Below are 15398 nucleotides of genomic sequence, written 5' to 3'. Positions count from 1 at the left end.
TCAGGAAACAAAAACGCCCCGGCAATGCCGGGGCGCCTTGAGAGTGTCAAGAGCAAGAAAGCGCTTCGGCGCCTCAGCTGCCAGGCAGAGTAATATGCTGGGTGGTCGACCCCACGAAGTACACATCCTGGATATTGTCCACGGAGATGACCTGATCCGTGAAGGTGATCGTGGTATGGCCCGTGGATGAATTGGTGCTGACGTCAGCGGGATTATAGTCACGTCCGAAGAGAAACAAGGTGTCGCCGCCAATGCCGCCATCGACGGTATGGTCACCCGTCTGGGAGGACAGGAAGAACACGTCGTTGCCATCGCCGCCATAGAGCGCCGAAGTGCCGTTCACAAGCACATTCAGCTGATCGTTCCCTGAGCCGCCGAACAGGGTGTCATTGCCCGAGCCCGCCGTGAGGTAATCGTTGTTTGCGTCGCCGTACAGCAGGTTATCACCGCTCACCACAACCAGCTGATCGCTGCCGACGCCACCGAACAAGGTGTCTTGGCCCGAGAAGCCGGTCAGGTTATCGTTGCCATCATCGCCATACATTTCCGCATGGGTGCCGAGCGAGGTAAGATTGTCGGCACCAGCGCCGCCGAACAAGTGGTCGATAGTACCACTCGCGCCGCCGGTCAGCGTATCATTACCGCCATCGCCATAGAGCAGGTTTCCGCCGCTAATGACCTGGAGGCTGTCATTGTTGTCACCACCATATAGCGTGTCCGCGCCGCTATAGCCGCGCAGGAAGTCATTGCCCGCATCGCCATGCAGCTCGCCATTGGATCCGCCGCTAAACAGCTGATCATCGCCGAGGCCGCCAAAGAGCGTATTGGCGCCGATGCCGTTACCGCCGGTCATAAGATCGGAGCCGTCATCACCATAGAGCAGGTTACTGCCATTAGCGACGATCAGGGTGTCGTTGTCGGCCCCGCCGTAGAGCGTGTCCCGGCCGCTGAAGCCGGTCAGCGTGTCGGCCCCGGCATCGCCATACAGCAGCGAGTAGGAATTGACCGAAATAATGGTGTCGTTGCCATCGTCGCCGTGGAACAGATTGCTTCCCGCGCCCAGGATTGCGCCGGTGCCGCCGATCAACGTGTCGTCGCCATATCCGCCGTACAGCTGGTTGTTGCCGTCGAAGGTCGTCAAATTGTCGTTTTCGGTGCCGCCATAGAGCGTATCCTGGCCGCTGAAGCCAAACAGACGGTCCGCGTCGGCATCGCCGTACATGACGGCATTCGATCCGGTGGCATAGAGACTGTCGGTACCAGCGCCGCCGTACAGCGCATCGGTACCGCCGCCGTTGCCACCATTCAGCGTGTCCGCACCGGCATCGCCATACAGAAGATTGTTTCCGGTCGCGACATCGAGCCTGTCGTTGTCGTCCCCGCCGTAGAGCGTATCCTGGCCGCTGAAGCCCTGAAGTCTATCCGCGCCGGCGTCGCCATATAGCAGCGAGTAGGAATTGACCGAAGTAATGGTATCGTCGCCGTCATCACCGTGGAACAGATTGCTCCCCACGCCGAGGGCCGCGCCCATTCCGCCGACCAGCGTATCGTCGCCATATCCGCCGTACAGTTGGTTGTTGCCGGAGAATACATTCAGGGTGTCGTTTTCGGTGCCGCCATAGAGCGTATCCTGGCCGCTGAAGCCGTTCAGGCTATCCGCGTCGGCATCGCCGTACATGACCGCATACGATCCGGTGGCATAGAGAGTGTCGGTACCAGCGCCGCCGTAGAGGGCATCGGTTCCGCCGCCGCTGCCACCATTCAGCGTATCGTTGCCCTCATCGCCATATAGAAAATTGTTTCCAGAGGCGACAGCGATGCGGTCATCGTCGGCCCCGCCATAGAGCGTGTCCTGACCGCTGAAGCCGGTGAGCGTGTCGTTTCCAGTGCCGCCATACACGGAAGCATAGACATTCAATGCGGTGATGCTGTCGGCGCCATCATCGCCGTAGAGCTGGTTCACGCCCAATCCGGCGATGCCACCGATGCCACCGAGGATCGTATCGACCCCAGCCCCGCCATACGCAATATTGCTGCCGGCTCCGACAACCAGATTATCTTCGTCGTCGCCACCGTAAAGGGTATCCTGCCCGCTATAGCCGACCAGGACATCCTTTCCGGCGTCGCCATACAGCAATCCATGCGACCCGACGGCATAGAGCGCGTCATTGCCCAGACCGCCATAAAGCGTATCCGTGCCGCCGCCGCTGCCCGCGGACATCGTGTCGTTGCCAGCATCGCCGTAGAGGATATTATTACCGTTCGCGACGGTCAGGCTGTCGCCGTCGTCACCGCCATAGAGCGTATCCTTGCCGCTGAAGCCCGTCAGGGCATCGGTACCGGCTCCACCATAAAGGGAAGAGTAGGAGTTGACGGAAATGATCTGATCATTGCCGTCGCCGCCATAATATTGATTGCTGCCAACGCCCGGCTCGGCGCCCGTGCCGCCGGTCAGGCTGTCATTGCCTGCATCGCCATAAAGGACGTTCGTGCCCGACAGAACAAACAGGTTGTCTCCATCGTCACCGCCGTAGAGGGTGTCGTTACCGCTGAAGCCCTGAAGGATATCCGCGCCGGCATCGCCATAAAGCAAGTCGAAGCTGCCGGCGGATCTCAACTGATCGACGCCGTCGCCGCCATACAGCGTATCTGCACCAGTGCCGCCGCCCACAAGCGTGTCGTTACCCGCGTCGCCGTATAGAAGGTTTCTGCCCGAGGAAACCGTCAGCAAGTCATTGTCGGCGCCGCCATAGAGCGTATCCTGCCCGCTCAAGCCAGCCAGAGTATCGTTGCCTGCATCGCCATACAGCGCGCTGTAAGTGCCGAGCGACGTGATGGAATCGGCGCCATCCCCGCCATAGAGCGTGTCGACGTCGTTGCCGCCTTCGCCTCCGACGCCGCCCGTGATGGTATCGTTCCCGGCGTCGCCATAAACGAGGTTCGAGCCGACCGTGGTGACGATGGCGTCATCATTCCCGCCGCCATAAAGCGTGTTGCCGCCGACCTCGGAGATGAGGCCGTCGTCGCCGTCATCGCCGTACAGGATATTGCCAGTCGAAAATGCATCCAGAAAGTCACTGCCGGAGCCGGCGATGAGCACCGTCGATGTGGCGCTGGTGAACAGCACATCATCGCCGCTACCGGTCACATAAATCAGGCCGGCCGCGGAATTGGTGTCGGGAATATCCACTTCCACATTGTCGGACGTCTCGTAGATGACGGCCTTGACGGATGGGTCAGTGGGAATGCTACCCGCGCCGCCGGTCTCAAAAGCCTCGATCTTCGCCGTGGCGTCAGGGTCCGTGTCGCTATAGACACCCGCCTGCGTCAGCGCGGCAATGATCTGCTCCTGCTGCTCGGAGGTAATGATTCCACTGTCGGTCAAAGGCTCCCAGCCCTGGGCCTGGGCGCCATCAACTAACTGCGCTTCGGTCAGATTATAGATCGCCATGAAACACCCCCACCACGCCGCTCGCCATCAGCGTGACGAAATCAAAAATTAGATTTTAAAGCGCACCAGCCCTGAACACACGAACCTTGGCTGCCGCATCTCGCGTCACGGATGAAACGTCACCCGCGTATTTCACTTCGGCGTCCAACAAGGACAAAGACAGCCCGACCATCGGATCGAGATCCGACAATCCGACCAGCTCCACCTCAGACCCGCTACGCGATACAATAGGTGAACCAAGAAACAGGGCTTCCGCCCGCAACTCCGCCCCGGCAGATCCGAGACGGAACCGAATTCCAAGAAGCGGCATCGCCCGGCCGCGAGACCCCGCAAAGCTCCCAGCTGGAACCCAGGGAGACCACTGCACCTTCCGCCCGCCACTGCGTACCTGATATTCAAGACCAAGCGACGACGGCACGCCCGCAACCGCAACGCCCTCGATGGGGAGCGGCGCCGCAGGACCGCCCAGCCATTCGCCTGAACCGACCCGGACATCGCCGCGCCGCGCCAGATGACCCAAAATCTGCACCGCCGCGGACGCCATCGCCCCGGCGGCCGGAATCACCGGAACGACACCAAGCGGCGCCCGCCCATCCAGATCCGCGACAGGCGCCGAAGCAGCCGCGATACGAGACACCGCCTCAAGCGTAATTCGTGCTTCCAGCGAACCGCCAGGCTCTGCCGCCCGGACAGCCAAACGCAAACTCGCCGGCGCGACGGCCCGAACCACCAGCGCCGCACCCGGCCCCGAAAGCACCCCAGCCGCAACCCGCGGATCAGATATGATCGAAACGACCTGCTGCGCCCGGGGATCGCACGCAACTTCCACGAGCGGGGACGACCGGACAGCGGCGCCGGAGGCATAGCGAAGAATGTAGAGTCCCGGCTCTACATTCACGCTCGACACTCGGATGTCGCCGTCAGCCGCCACAGAAGCCCCCATTTAGCCCTGGAATTTACTAATCACAATTATGCCCGGCCGGCTGGGCAGCGTCAATCGCCCAATGCTTCGCGGCAGCGCACAAGTTCAACAAAATAAACGCAATTTACGCTCTATTCGCTCTCAAAATTGCGTATAAAAGTTCATTAATTTTTATAGAAAGTAGATAGATTTCAAAATCTATTGCGTCATAATTAAAGTTTCAATGATACGATCTTTGAATTACTTATTTTTTTCGAAATTGATGAAATAAAAACAAAAATAAATACTACACACAGCGCGCATCGAGCCGAAACTCCACCTCCGGATGCAGACAAAGGGGAGAAAATAAGGCAGCAGGTTTCATGCCAGAGGGCATTAATTGTGCGCGTGATTTTTTTGCCTCTTTTTCCGGCAAAGGCCGGATTAACAGAGAAGGCGTTCAAAATGGCACAGAAGGTCGGTACTATTTAACTTTCCCGCCGTTGGAACGCGCCTCATTCGCGATGGCGGCCTTCGCCGGTGAGAGAAAAAGCCGCCATTTCGGAAACAATTTTTTGGGGGAGATGGTCCGGAATCGATTCCCTTAGCGGAATGCCTCAATAAATTTAGCTGGCAAAATTAATCCGGCCGCCCTGCGCGCTCCGCTGCAGCGCAAACGCACCCTCCCCGGCCAGCGCCACCACAACCGAAACGATCACCAGGAATGCCGGATATTCCCAGCCGCCGCCGGCGCTGGAGAACAGGAACCCGTTGCCCACATGTACCGAAAGGGCGCCCAGCATCACCGGAATGAGAAGCAGCGCGACCGGCCGGGCGTAGACACCCGCGATGATCAGCAAGCCGCCGATCAGTTCGACCCCGATCACCGGCACCGCCAGGAACCCCGGCATGCCCACATTTGCCAGATAGCCGGCAAAGCCGGGAACGGTGAACACGAAATACTTGATGAGCGCATGTGACACCCACATGGCCCCCAGGGCGACGCGCAGGAGAAACAGGCCGTAGGGAGCGGTACGAAGATCGATCATTGGAACCTCCAGGGATTTAAACTGGTCCCTAGGTAGCTTTTCCCTCCACGCACAGCCATACTCGGAATTGCCTGGTCTCGCTTGCACGGATGCACATATGATCGCCTGGGATGATTTTCGCCTCGTGAAGGCCGTGGCCGAGACGCGTTCTCTCGCCGGGGCGGCGGAAATGCTCGGCGTCAATCATTCCACGGTGTTCCGCCGCCTGGGCACGCTGGAGGCCTCGCTCGGCACGCGCCTGTTCGAGCGCGCACGCAGCGGCTATGCCCCAACTCCAACCGGCGAGGAGATGGTGCGGCTGGCCGATCGCATGGCCGAGGACATTCTCGCCGTCGAGCGCCGCATCACGGGCCAGGATCTGCGGCCGTCGGGCGAGTTGCGGGTGACCACCAACGATACGCTGCTGGTGCACCTGCTCACGCCGATCTTCGCCTCGTTCCATGCCGCCTATCCGGAAATCCGGCTGGAAGTGCTGGTCTCCAACCAATCCCTCAGCCTGACCAAGCGTGATGCGGACATCGCCATCCGCGCCAGCGAGCGCCCCGGCGACACGCTCGTGGGGCGGCGCATCGCGACCATCGGCTGGGGCGTTTACGGTCGGCCGGACCTGCTGACCCAGGCCCCGTTCGATGCCGCGAACCTGCGGGCGCACCCATGGGTCGGGCTCAGCGAGAACTTCGCCCAGGTCGGCGCCATGAAATGGCTGCGCGAGCGCGCGGGCGACGATCGCATCGTCTATCGGGTGAACACCGTGCTCGGGCTTGCGGAAGCGGCGGCGGCGGGTATCGGGCTCGCAGTGCTGCCCTGCTTCATCGGCGCAGCGACGCCTGGCCTGGTACGCCTCGTGGCCCCGGATGCCGCGATGGTCGCGAGCCTGTGGCTGGTGACCCATCCGGACCTGCGCGCGACGGCGCGGGTGCGCGCCTTCATGGATCATGTGGGGCGCGAGCTGATGCGCCACCGCTCCGCCATCGAGGGAAAGGAAGAAGCCCTCCCGCCGGAAAGCGAGCTGAGGGAGGCCCGATCAGCGCCGGCACGGGGAACGGGCGCCTGGGATCTGGCACAGGAGGCGGACGACGGGATCCCGCCCGTCGACGCGGACTGACACGGCGGCCCCCTCCACCGGCCAAACGGCACGGGGGAGGCGCTGGCAGGCCCCTATTCGGCGGAGGTCTGCGCTACTGCATTGTCCCGCGCCTTGGGCCGGCGACGGGTGGCGACCTGCGGCGCCTCGGCGCCGAGGCGCGTGAATTCGCACCACATGGTGTTCACGCCGGCGAGCGAGCCGCGGAACGTGGCGGCACCGGTCTTGTTGACCTCGAAGCACGGCTCGAAGGTCATGCCCTCGATGAAGCCGCATACATTCTCTCCGCGCACGCGCACCGTATTGGGCGGCAGGCGCACATAGCGCGCCGGGCCCTGGGCGCGCAGCGTGATGGTTCCCGCAACGGAACCGTCAGGGAAGATACGGCCGGCACCGGTCGTGCCTTCAAAGCAATTGAACGCGAATGTCCGCCCCACGACGAAGGCGCGCGCCTGATCGGGACTGAGGCTCTGAGCGCCAGCCGAACCTATCCCGATCAAGGTCCATCCGGCGGCCGCAAGGAAAATGCTTCGCATGTCTCTTCGATAAGCGATTTTGGTTAACAAAGACCATGCACCGGACTCGCCAGCCGGGGCAAGGATGCAAAGCCGGCTTTTGCCGGCCCACGCCGCCGCCCCGCCCGCGCCGCGCCGCGCAAGGTGCTGGAACCGCCGGAAAATCATGGAATTCGCGCGACAATCGATTAAGCGCCGCTGGGCACCAGGCGCTCCACGGGCCGCTCGCGGATCGGCAGGTTGATCGCGGCCGACGCAAAGGAAAGCGCCACCGAGAGCCACCACACCACGTCATAGGAGCCGAACGCCTCATAAAGCACACCGCCCAGATACACCCCCAGGAAGCCGCCCACCTGATGGCTGAAGAAGGCGAAGCCATAGAGCATGGCCATGTAGCGCGTTCCGAACATCAGCATCACAAGCCCGGACGTGGGCGGAACCGTGGAGAGCCACAGCAGGCCGATCGCCGCCCCGAACAGCAGGCAGGTGAGCGGGGTGATGGGAAAAAGAATGAAGGCCGCAATGGCAATGCCGCGTGCCGCATAGATCGCCGCCAGGAGATACTTGCGGGAAAAGCGGTTCGAAAGCGCGCCTGCGCTCAGCGAGCCGACGACGTTGAACAGGCCGATGAGCGCCAGGGTGGAGGCCCCGACCCCGGCGGTGATGCCGTGGTCCGCCAGATAGGCCGGCATATGAACGGTGACGAAGGCGAGCTGGAAGCCGCAGGTGAAGAAGCCCAGCACCAGCAGCACGTAGCTGGGATGGCCGAACGCCTCGCCGAGCGCGCCGCGAATGGATTGGCGCGGGGCGGCCACCGGCCCGCCCCCTGCCGTCTGCGTGCCGCGAGTCGAGAGCGCGAACGCGAGCGGCACCACGAGCAGAATCACGGCGGCAAAGACGATCAGGGTTTCCTGCCAGCCCACCTGGGAGATCAGGCCGGTGGCGAGCGGAGGAAACAGGAATTGGCCGAACGAGCCCGCCGCCGTGCCGGCGCCGAAGCCGAGCGAGCGCCAGCGCTCCGGCAGCAGCTTGCCGAAGGCCGCGAGAACGAGATTGAACGAACAGGCGGAAAGACCGAAGCCAACCAGCACGCCAGCGCTGAGATTGAGCAGGCCCGGCGTGATCGCGACCGACATCAGGGCGAGGCCCGCCGCATAGACCAGCGCTCCGACGCACATCACCCGCACGATGCCGAACCGGTCGGCGATCGCCCCGGCGAACGGCGAACCCAGGCCCCACAACAGGTTCTGCAAGGCCAGCGCGAAGCCGAACACGTCGCGGCCCCAGCCGAACTGGTTCGACATGGGCAGCAGGAAAAAGCCGGAGGAGGCGCGCGGCCCGAACGAAATCAGCGCGATGAGGCATCCGGCACACAGCACCAGCAGCACAGGCACCGCCGCGCCGCCCTTCTGCGGGGCGCCCGGCTCTCGGGCGACGGGCGTTTGCGCGGCGGGCGTTTGCGCGGCGGATGTTTGCGCGGCGGCGGGAGAATGCGCCGGAGGATAAGGTTCCATGGAAGAGCGCATTGCCGGTCACCTGCGGGCGTGGAAGGGATTTTCCCAGACCCGGGAATTTCAAACGAGAGGCCCTGGCAGCGCGCCGACGCCACACGCGCCGGCGAGCAAAGCCAGTCTCCCGATTAACGCAGACTATGACCGAGCGGAACCAACGAAAAATCAATCTTCGTCACGTCGTCCATGCGTAGCGTTCATGAGTGGTGCGTGGGTTCGAGTTGCGGGCCGATGACGAATGAGGGAAGGTCTGGCGCCGCGGTTGACCGGACCTACCCCGAGAGGCGCTAGCGCAATCCGGGCAAAAGCAAAACGCCAGCCTTTGGGGGGCTGGCGTTCGAGCGCGTCATTCCTCGGCCTTAGGTCCGGTATGTGGCACCCGCGGCGGCGATTTCGTGTGCCGTCGCGCCGGCCGCAGGGTCAACCGCGCTGGTGCGGGCGGCCCTCATGCATCTTGTGGCCCGGGCCACGCGGCATTTCCTGGCGCACCAGGATCTGGAGCCGGCGCTTCTGGCCGTTGTCGAGGGTCTTGTAAAGCGGATCGGCGGCATCGGCGATCTTCACCAGATCAGCCGCGCGGGCATTGAGCCCCTTGGCCGCATCGCGCAGACGCTCGATCGCGTCCGGCTTGGCGCCCTGCTTGCGCTCGGCCTGGAAGGCGGCGAACCGGGCGGCGCGCTCCTTGGCGACGTCACGCAGGGTGGTTTCCACCGCCGGCCACAGCTTGTCCTGCTCGGGGGTCAGCTTCAGGCCGGTCTTGATGGCGGCGATGCGGGCATCGGTCAGCGCGGCGCGGTCGGCCGGGCTCGGACGCCAGCCGCCGCGATCTTCCGAGCCGGGCGCCTGACCCTTGCCGGCCGGAGCGGCCTGGGCGGGGGTCGCCTGGGTCGCAGGCGCGGCGGTCTGCGCGGAAGCGCCGGTCGCGAAACCGGCAAGCGAGCTGGCGAGAGCGGCGGCAGTGGCTGCGGCGATAATCGAGGTCTTCATGTCATCCTCCTGGGATGACCCGACTCTTAAATTCGCAGCGTTATTTCGCAACTTAAACTTCGGTAACTTAAATATAGCTCTGCTTAAGACGTTACTTAATACATGTTCATCAACATTACACTTTGGAAAGGCGCGTTGGTGATGCGCGGTCAGATTGCGGGCTCCGAGCCCACGAGCTGGCGCAGGTCGCGCCGCGCCACGTCGGTGTCTCCGGCGAGATAGCCCCGGCTTTCCATCTGGCACTGCCAGGCACCGGGTGCGCCGGAAATACGGTAGAGATTATAGCGGCCAGGCCCGCGCCCATCCTCCGGCCCGGCGGACGCGGAGGGGACGCCTACCACCGGAACCGGCCCGTCCACGCTTTCGATCGTGCCGAGCGAGGCGCGATGGTCATGGCCATGGAGCACCAATTCGGCGCCCTCCTCCGCCACCACCCGCCGGAACGCCACCGCATCGCGCAGGTCGCGATGGTAACGCCGCTCGCCGACCGGCGGATGATGGATCATCACCGCCCGGAACAGGCCTTCTTTCTTCAACGAAATCAATATTTCGCGCAGGCGATGCAACTGCGCCTCGCCGACTTCCCCGCTGGCCAGGAACACCGCCGTGGGGATGGCGGTGGAGACGCCCACCAGCGCCACCGGCCCGCGCCGTCGCACATAGGGAAACGATCCCACATCCAGCGGCGTATCCGGGCAGGACTCATCGCCAGCCAGGAAAGGCGCCCATCTTTCAAGATGATAGCTCAAGGCGGAGCGGACATAGGCATCATGGTTGCCGGGAATGACCGAGACATCCTGCGGGGTGCCGAGCGACGCCAGAAAGGTTGCGCCGGTGTCGAATTCGGTCGGCAGGCTGAGATTCACCAGGTCCCCGGTCACGGCGATATGGTCCGGGGCCTGTGCCTTGAGGTCATCCATGAGCGCGGCGAGCGTCGTGGCGCCGAAGTTCCGACGCCGCGCGCCGATCCAGTTCATGAGGCCGAAAAAGCGCTTGCCCAGGATTTCGGAGAGCCGCGCCTCGGGAATGGGGCCAAGGTGCGGGTCGGAGAGATGGGCGAGCACGAACATTGCGGGCGGTCCTTCCGATCCTTGCGGCGCCCTGCTTAAACCATCGCTGGAGCCGGCGCGAGCAGGACTCGCGCCGGCGGTGGAAAGTTCCGTAAATTCAGGCCGGAAGCGGCTCCGCAAGGGCGAACTCGGCCTCCATCTGGCGGCGGAAGCGCACCGTGTCGCTGTCGGCGATCTCCACATCCGCCCAGCGCACCGCCTGCCCCTTCGGGACGTCGTGCTTGAGCTTCACATGATGAGCAAGGCCGATCGGCAGCACCCCGTCGCGCAGGGAATCCTGCGCCCGCATGATCCGTCCGTAGACCGTATAGCCACCCTCCCCGTCGAGCATTTCGCCTGCCTTAAGGTCGCGCTTGGCGGTGGCCGCCACATCCGAGAAGAAGCCGATGGCGCTGCCGGTCGCCTCGTGCCGCAAGGCCGCTGCCGCCACCGAGACACCCAGCTCCATGCCGATGAGATGGAACGGACGGTAAAGCGCAGTATAGCGGCCGGAGGGATCCGTGATCATTCCGTATTCCTTGAAGCAACGCCGCGAATAATCTCCGCGCTGGGAGGGGTCCGCCTGCAGCACCACATAGACGCCCCAGCGCAGGTCGCGGAACACGGGCCGCCCGTCGGTCTCCAGCGAGGAGACCACTTCCACCATGCCCGCCTCCTCCAGAATGCCCCCGTCCGTGCGCGGGCACAGGATGCGCGGCAGGTCGTCGACGCCGCAGGGCGGGAACAGCAGGCCGTCGCGCGGCGCCTTCAATCCCGTCATGTTGGAGATCGCGGCCATCTCGATGGCGGATTTCGTGCCGTCCACGAACGAGTTGAACATCTGCGGGTTCATTCCGCCGGCCTGCGCCATCTCCTCGGAAATGGCGAGGTTCTTCCACACCGTCTGCGGGGTGGATTGGTGGAAGATGGGCAGATGGCGCGTGCCCTTGCCCGCCGCCACCACCCGGAAGCCACAGGTCTGCGCCCAGTCCACCATCTCGCAGACCAGCGCCGGCTGATCGCCATAAGCGGCAGCATAGACCACCCCCGCCGCATCGGCCCGGCGCGCCAGCAGCGGGCCGGCGAGAACATCCGCCTCCACCGTCACCATCACCACATGGCGGCCGTGGTCGATGGCCGCGAGCGCGTGACGGATGCCAGCGGAGGGGCTGCCCGTGGCGTCGACGATCACTTCCAGCCCGTCGGCGGCGATCAGCGCATTCGCGTCCTCGGTGATCACGGTGCCGCCGGTGCGGCGGGCGGTGTCGAAATCGGCGGCGACAGCGGCCTCCACGTCCCAGCCGGTCTGCGTCAAGGCCGCGCGGGCCCGGCTTGCCGACAGGTCGGCGATGCCGAGCAGATGCATGCCCGGCGTCGTGCGCACCTGTGCCAGAAACATCGAACCAAACTTGCCGGCGCCGATCAGGCCGACCCGCACGGGGCGGCCTTCGGCGGCACGGGCTTTGAGTTTGCGGGCAAGATTCATGCGGGCGTCCTCCTGTTATTTGGCCCGGTGCGAGCCTTTGCCGTCTTGTCTGCATCGCGCGCAGAGCGGCTCTTGCCACAATAAGGTGAGCTTGCTTCGCTTGTCTTCCTCTGCGTCGTGGATCTTATCTCTGCTTAAAGCGCCCGTTCCTCAGGAGTCACCCGTGCGTCTTACCCTTGCGTCCGCCCTATCGTTTCTGCTCGCGCTCGCGGGCGCGTCCCCGGTGATGGCGAGCGGCGTCACCGTGCGGGGCACCGAACTGCTGCTGGATGGCGTGCCCTTCGTGCCCAATGGCGCGGCCGGCGTGAAACGGCTGGCGGACCTCAAGGCGACTGGCGCGAACGTGGTGCGCACCTACGGCCAGGACCCCGGCGACATCCTCGACAGCGCCCAGCGCGCGGGGCTGAAGGTGATCGTCGGCTTCTGGCTGGAGCATCCCCGGCGCGGCTTCAATTATGGCGATCGCGCCGCAGCGGAGGGCCAGCTGGCCGAGTTGCAGCGCATGGTCGAGCGCTACCGGACCCATCCGGCGCTGCTGCTCTGGGGCGTCGGCAATGAAGTGGAGACCGAACTGACCTCCGCCGAGGCGGAGCCGGTGTGGCCGGCCATCGAGCAGGCCGCGAAACTGGTCAAGACCCTGGACCCCGCCCATCCGGTGATGGCCGTTCTGGCGGATACCGGCACCGACAAGGTGTCGACCCTCAAGCGGCTCGCCCCGAGCATTGATGTACTCGGCCTCAATGCTTATGGCGACAGCCTGCTCACCATCGTCGGCCGCGCCCGCACGCAAGGCTGGACCGGGCCGATCATCGTCACCGAACTCGGCGCGATCGGCCAATGGCAGGCCGGCAAGACCCCGTGGGGCGCCCCCATCGAGCCCACCTCCACCGCCAAGGCGGACCAGGTGCGACGCTATCTCACCGCGCTGAAGCAGAGCCATACCGGCGCCCTGCCGTTCTATTGGGGTCAGAAGCAAGAGGTGACGCCCACCTGGCACAGCCTGTTCCTGCCCTCCGGCGAATGGACCGAGACGGTTGAGGCGATGGCCGAATCCTGGGGCGGCCAGCCGCCCGCCGACCCGAAAGCCAAGCTCGACGGCAGCCTGCCGATCGGCATCAATCACGCCCCGCGCATTCTCTCGCTTCAGCTGCGCGGACCGAACAGCTTCGATCGCGCGGGCGCAGTGCAGGTGGCGCTGGCCGCGACCGACCCCGATGGGGACCCGCTGAAGGTGGAATGGCAGATCATGGGCGAAACCCCGGTGCGCGGCGTTGGCGGCGATGCCGAGCCGGTGCCCCCGCTGTTTCCCGAGGGGCTGCACGATCCGACGCTGACCAGCGTGCGGATCCAGGGGCTTGCCGCCGGACATTATCGCGTCTTTGTCACCTTGCGCGATGGACGCGGCGCCGCCGCCACCGGAAATATTCCGTTCGAGGTGAGATAGATCGCCCAATGCGGCCGGCGGCGGCCCGAAGCGCGCGCCCTTTCGTGGGCGTGCGCGGACCGGGGCGCGGCGCGGTGCACTGCTTGCGCCCAGGCGCGCGACGGGCTTAGGCTTGTCCGGTCAAAGCGCTATCTAGCCAACCGGTTCGACACGACGCCGAACGCCGCAACAAGGATAGCCGAGGCATAACGGACCGCGTACCCAAGCGCGGTGTCTCGGTCTTTTCACGCATGGAGAACGCTCTCATGGCGAAGATCAACAAGCTGTTGGTCGGCGAATCCCTCGTCGGCGACGGCAATGAAGTGGCGCATATCGACCTCATCATGGGCCCGCGCGGCTCCTCGGCCGAAACCGCCTTCGTCAACGCGCTGACCAACAATAAGGACGGCTTCACCACCCTGCTTGCCGTGGTGGAACCCAACCTGCTGGCCAAGCCCAATACGGTGCTGTTCAACAAAGTTACCATCAAGGATGCGCGCCAGGCGGTGCAAATGTTCGGCCCGGCCCAATATGCGGTCGCCAAGGCGGTGACCGATTCCGTCGAGGACGGCACCATTCCCGCCGAGGAAGCCGACGACATCTTCATCTGCGTCGGCGTGTTCATCCATTGGGAAGCCACGGACGACGCCAAGATCCAGCAATTCAACTATCAGGCCACCAAGGAAGCCATCGCCCGCGCGGTGAGCGGCGAGCCCAAGGCCGCCGACGTAGTGGCCAAGGCGAAGACCGCCCATCACCCGTTCGCGGCCTCCTGAGGAGCCTGCCCCGGCCTCAAGGCAGCCCGGTCCGCCGGGCTGCTCGCCTCTTCAGAACAGGCGTCCGCCGTCCGGCACCACATGGCTCGGGCCGATCAACACCACGGCGCCGTCGGGATCGGGAAAGCCGAGGGTCAGCACCTCCGACAGGAAAGGACCAATCTGGCGCGGGGGAAAATTCACCACCGCCGCCACTTGCCGGCCGATCAATTCCTCGGGCGCATAATGCACCGTGATCTGCGCCGAGGATTTCTTGATGCCGATCTGCGGCCCGAAATCGATGCGCAGCTTGATCGCCGGCTTGCGCGCCTGCGGAAACGGCTCGGCGCCGACGATGGTGCCGACGCGGATGTCCACTTTCAGGAAATCGTCATAGGTGATCGGCGCCGTCCCGGTCGCCGTGTCGTCGCTCATCATCCGCTCTCCGTGCGCACCGACTTAAGCGTGGGCAGCAAAGGCCGGTCAAGCGGCGCCGGCTTGCGTGCCAGGGGCCTGCGCGCCCGGGGGCGGCGGCTCCACCGCCGAGCGCCGCCGCTTGCGCCAGGGCAGCGCGATGAAGGCGAGATCGTCCAGCATATCCAGCATCTTCGCCCCGGTGCCGAGTTCCCGGTCCAGCGCCGCCATGGTGCGCGCGAGACCGGGGTCCTCGTCCTTCAGCCAGGTGTCAAGCAGGCGCGCGAACAGCAGCGCGAGCCCATGGGCGCGCACGTCGCCGGCAAGTCCCGTGGTGTCGATGCCGGCGGCCGCCAGCATCCAATGCTGGGAGCGGGTGCCGATCTTCAGCAAATGCGCCGCCAGCAGCGGGTTGCGGCGGGCCGAGGCCAGGAGCGAGCGAACCGCCTCGCGATGGGGCTCCAGCGCATCGAGCCGCCGCATCAGCACCTCGAACAGGCGCTCCTGCGGGCTTTCCCCCTCAATTGGCCCGGACTGGTCAGCGCCGCTTTCCGCCAGCACATGGCGATCCGTGGCGCGGGCGAATGCGTCCAGCAGGTCAGAGGTCGAAGCGCATTCCACGCGCAGCTGCGAGAGCGGCACGCCCGCATGCTCGGCCACGTCGGCGAGGGCGATGCGCTCGAAGGGGCGGTCCGCCAGGAGGTCGAGAAACGCCCGCAGGCACGCGTCCCGTGTGGTCTCGCAAGTCATGGCGTGCTCCTTGAGGCCCCGAA

The 15398-nt window shown here is 64.6% G+C and carries 13 protein-coding genes; 3 read left to right on the top strand and 10 right to left on the bottom strand.

The features are described from left to right. Positions 1–73: 73 nt before the first annotated feature. The 3 genes from V5G24_RS04810 to V5G24_RS04800 form a co-directional block, all read right to left on the bottom strand. The gene (locus V5G24_RS04810) at positions 74–3451 is read right to left on the bottom strand and encodes a beta strand repeat-containing protein (RefSeq protein ID WP_394080070.1); all 3378 of its coding nucleotides are present in this window, start codon (positions 3449–3451) and stop codon (positions 74–76) included. A 55-nt stretch (positions 3452–3506) separates the two neighbouring features. Further along, entirely contained in the window at positions 3507–4358 is an 852-nt protein-coding gene (locus tag V5G24_RS04805) for a hypothetical protein (RefSeq protein WP_394080068.1), read from the bottom strand. A gap of 620 nt (positions 4359–4978) precedes the next feature. Continuing rightward, positions 4979–5401: a DoxX family protein gene (locus V5G24_RS04800; protein WP_394080066.1), complete on the bottom strand. Its 423-nt coding sequence runs from the start codon at positions 5399–5401 to the stop codon at positions 4979–4981. Positions 5402–5498: 97 nt separating this feature from the next. Between V5G24_RS04800 and V5G24_RS04795 the strand changes: the two genes are divergently transcribed. Next, the gene (locus V5G24_RS04795) at positions 5499–6506 is read left to right on the top strand and encodes a LysR family transcriptional regulator (RefSeq protein ID WP_394080064.1); all 1008 of its coding nucleotides are present in this window, start codon (positions 5499–5501) and stop codon (positions 6504–6506) included. 53 nt (positions 6507–6559) lie between these two features. Here V5G24_RS04795 and V5G24_RS04790 read toward each other — a convergent pair whose 3' ends face one another. The 5 genes from V5G24_RS04790 to V5G24_RS04770 form a co-directional block, all read right to left on the bottom strand. Then, positions 6560–7021: a hypothetical protein gene (locus V5G24_RS04790; protein WP_394080062.1), complete on the bottom strand. Its 462-nt coding sequence runs from the start codon at positions 7019–7021 to the stop codon at positions 6560–6562. Positions 7022–7188: 167 nt separating this feature from the next. Further along, positions 7189–8514, bottom strand: coding sequence for an MFS transporter (locus tag V5G24_RS04785; RefSeq protein WP_394080060.1), 1326 nt, complete (start codon positions 8512–8514; stop codon positions 7189–7191). A gap of 417 nt (positions 8515–8931) precedes the next feature. Further along, positions 8932–9498 carry a Spy/CpxP family protein refolding chaperone gene (locus V5G24_RS04780; RefSeq protein WP_394080058.1) on the bottom strand — a complete coding sequence of 189 codons (567 nt, stop codon included), beginning with the start codon at positions 9496–9498 and terminating at the stop codon, positions 8932–8934. 149 nt (positions 9499–9647) lie between these two features. Then, positions 9648–10568 (bottom strand): metallophosphoesterase family protein, encoded by a 921-nt coding sequence (locus V5G24_RS04775; protein WP_394080056.1) that lies wholly within the window; start codon positions 10566–10568, stop codon positions 9648–9650. A 97-nt stretch (positions 10569–10665) separates the two neighbouring features. Further along, positions 10666–12033 carry an NAD(P)H-dependent oxidoreductase gene (locus V5G24_RS04770; RefSeq protein WP_394080054.1) on the bottom strand — a complete coding sequence of 456 codons (1368 nt, stop codon included), beginning with the start codon at positions 12031–12033 and terminating at the stop codon, positions 10666–10668. Between the two features lie 163 nt (positions 12034–12196). Here V5G24_RS04770 and V5G24_RS04765 point away from each other — a divergent pair, with 163 nt between their 5' ends. Both V5G24_RS04765 and fae read left to right on the top strand, forming a co-directional pair. After that, a complete protein-coding gene (locus V5G24_RS04765) occupies positions 12197–13477 on the top strand; it encodes a glycoside hydrolase family 2 TIM barrel-domain containing protein (protein WP_394080052.1) in 1281 nt (426 codons plus the stop codon). Positions 13478–13722: 245 nt separating this feature from the next. Next, the gene (gene fae, locus V5G24_RS04760) at positions 13723–14232 is read left to right on the top strand and encodes a formaldehyde-activating enzyme (protein WP_348844499.1); all 510 of its coding nucleotides are present in this window, start codon (positions 13723–13725) and stop codon (positions 14230–14232) included. A 51-nt stretch (positions 14233–14283) separates the two neighbouring features. Here fae and V5G24_RS04755 read toward each other — a convergent pair whose 3' ends face one another. Both V5G24_RS04755 and V5G24_RS04750 read right to left on the bottom strand, forming a co-directional pair. Further along, positions 14284–14649 (bottom strand): tRNA-binding protein, encoded by a 366-nt coding sequence (locus tag V5G24_RS04755; RefSeq protein WP_394080050.1) that lies wholly within the window; start codon positions 14647–14649, stop codon positions 14284–14286. Between the two features lie 45 nt (positions 14650–14694). Continuing rightward, the gene (locus tag V5G24_RS04750) at positions 14695–15375 is read right to left on the bottom strand and encodes a TetR/AcrR family transcriptional regulator (RefSeq protein WP_394080048.1); all 681 of its coding nucleotides are present in this window, start codon (positions 15373–15375) and stop codon (positions 14695–14697) included. Between the last annotated feature and the right edge of the window lie 23 nt (positions 15376–15398).

The organism is Roseixanthobacter finlandensis (genome assembly GCF_043195105.2).
In the GTDB taxonomy this organism is placed as follows: Bacteria; Pseudomonadota; Alphaproteobacteria; order Rhizobiales; family Xanthobacteraceae; genus NCEH01.
This window is presented reverse-complemented; position numbering and strand designations above follow the sequence as displayed.

What these genes read in the sequence shown, in the direction of transcription:
- V5G24_RS04810 (WP_394080070.1), bottom strand. Translation starts at nt 3,451, where the DNA reads ATGGCGATCTATAATCTGACCGAAGCGCAGTTAGTTGATGGCGCCCAG.
- V5G24_RS04800 (WP_394080066.1), bottom strand. Translation starts at nt 5,401, where the DNA reads ATGATCGATCTTCGTACCGCTCCCTACGGCCTGTTTCTCCTGCGCGTC.
- V5G24_RS04795 (WP_394080064.1), top strand. Translation starts at nt 5,499, where the DNA reads ATGATCGCCTGGGATGATTTTCGCCTCGTGAAGGCCGTGGCCGAGACG.
- V5G24_RS04790 (WP_394080062.1), bottom strand. Translation starts at nt 7,021, where the DNA reads ATGCGAAGCATTTTCCTTGCGGCCGCCGGATGGACCTTGATCGGGATA.
- V5G24_RS04785 (WP_394080060.1), bottom strand. Translation starts at nt 8,514, where the DNA reads ATGGAACCTTATCCTCCGGCGCATTCTCCCGCCGCCGCGCAAACATCC.
- V5G24_RS04780 (WP_394080058.1), bottom strand. Translation starts at nt 9,498, where the DNA reads ATGAAGACCTCGATTATCGCCGCAGCCACTGCCGCCGCTCTCGCCAGC.
- V5G24_RS04775 (WP_394080056.1), bottom strand. Translation starts at nt 10,568, where the DNA reads ATGTTCGTGCTCGCCCATCTCTCCGACCCGCACCTTGGCCCCATTCCC.
- V5G24_RS04770 (WP_394080054.1), bottom strand. Translation starts at nt 12,033, where the DNA reads ATGAATCTTGCCCGCAAACTCAAAGCCCGTGCCGCCGAAGGCCGCCCC.
- fae (WP_348844499.1), top strand. Translation starts at nt 13,723, where the DNA reads ATGGCGAAGATCAACAAGCTGTTGGTCGGCGAATCCCTCGTCGGCGAC.
- V5G24_RS04755 (WP_394080050.1), bottom strand. Translation starts at nt 14,649, where the DNA reads ATGATGAGCGACGACACGGCGACCGGGACGGCGCCGATCACCTATGAC.
- V5G24_RS04750 (WP_394080048.1), bottom strand. Translation starts at nt 15,375, where the DNA reads ATGACTTGCGAGACCACACGGGACGCGTGCCTGCGGGCGTTTCTCGAC.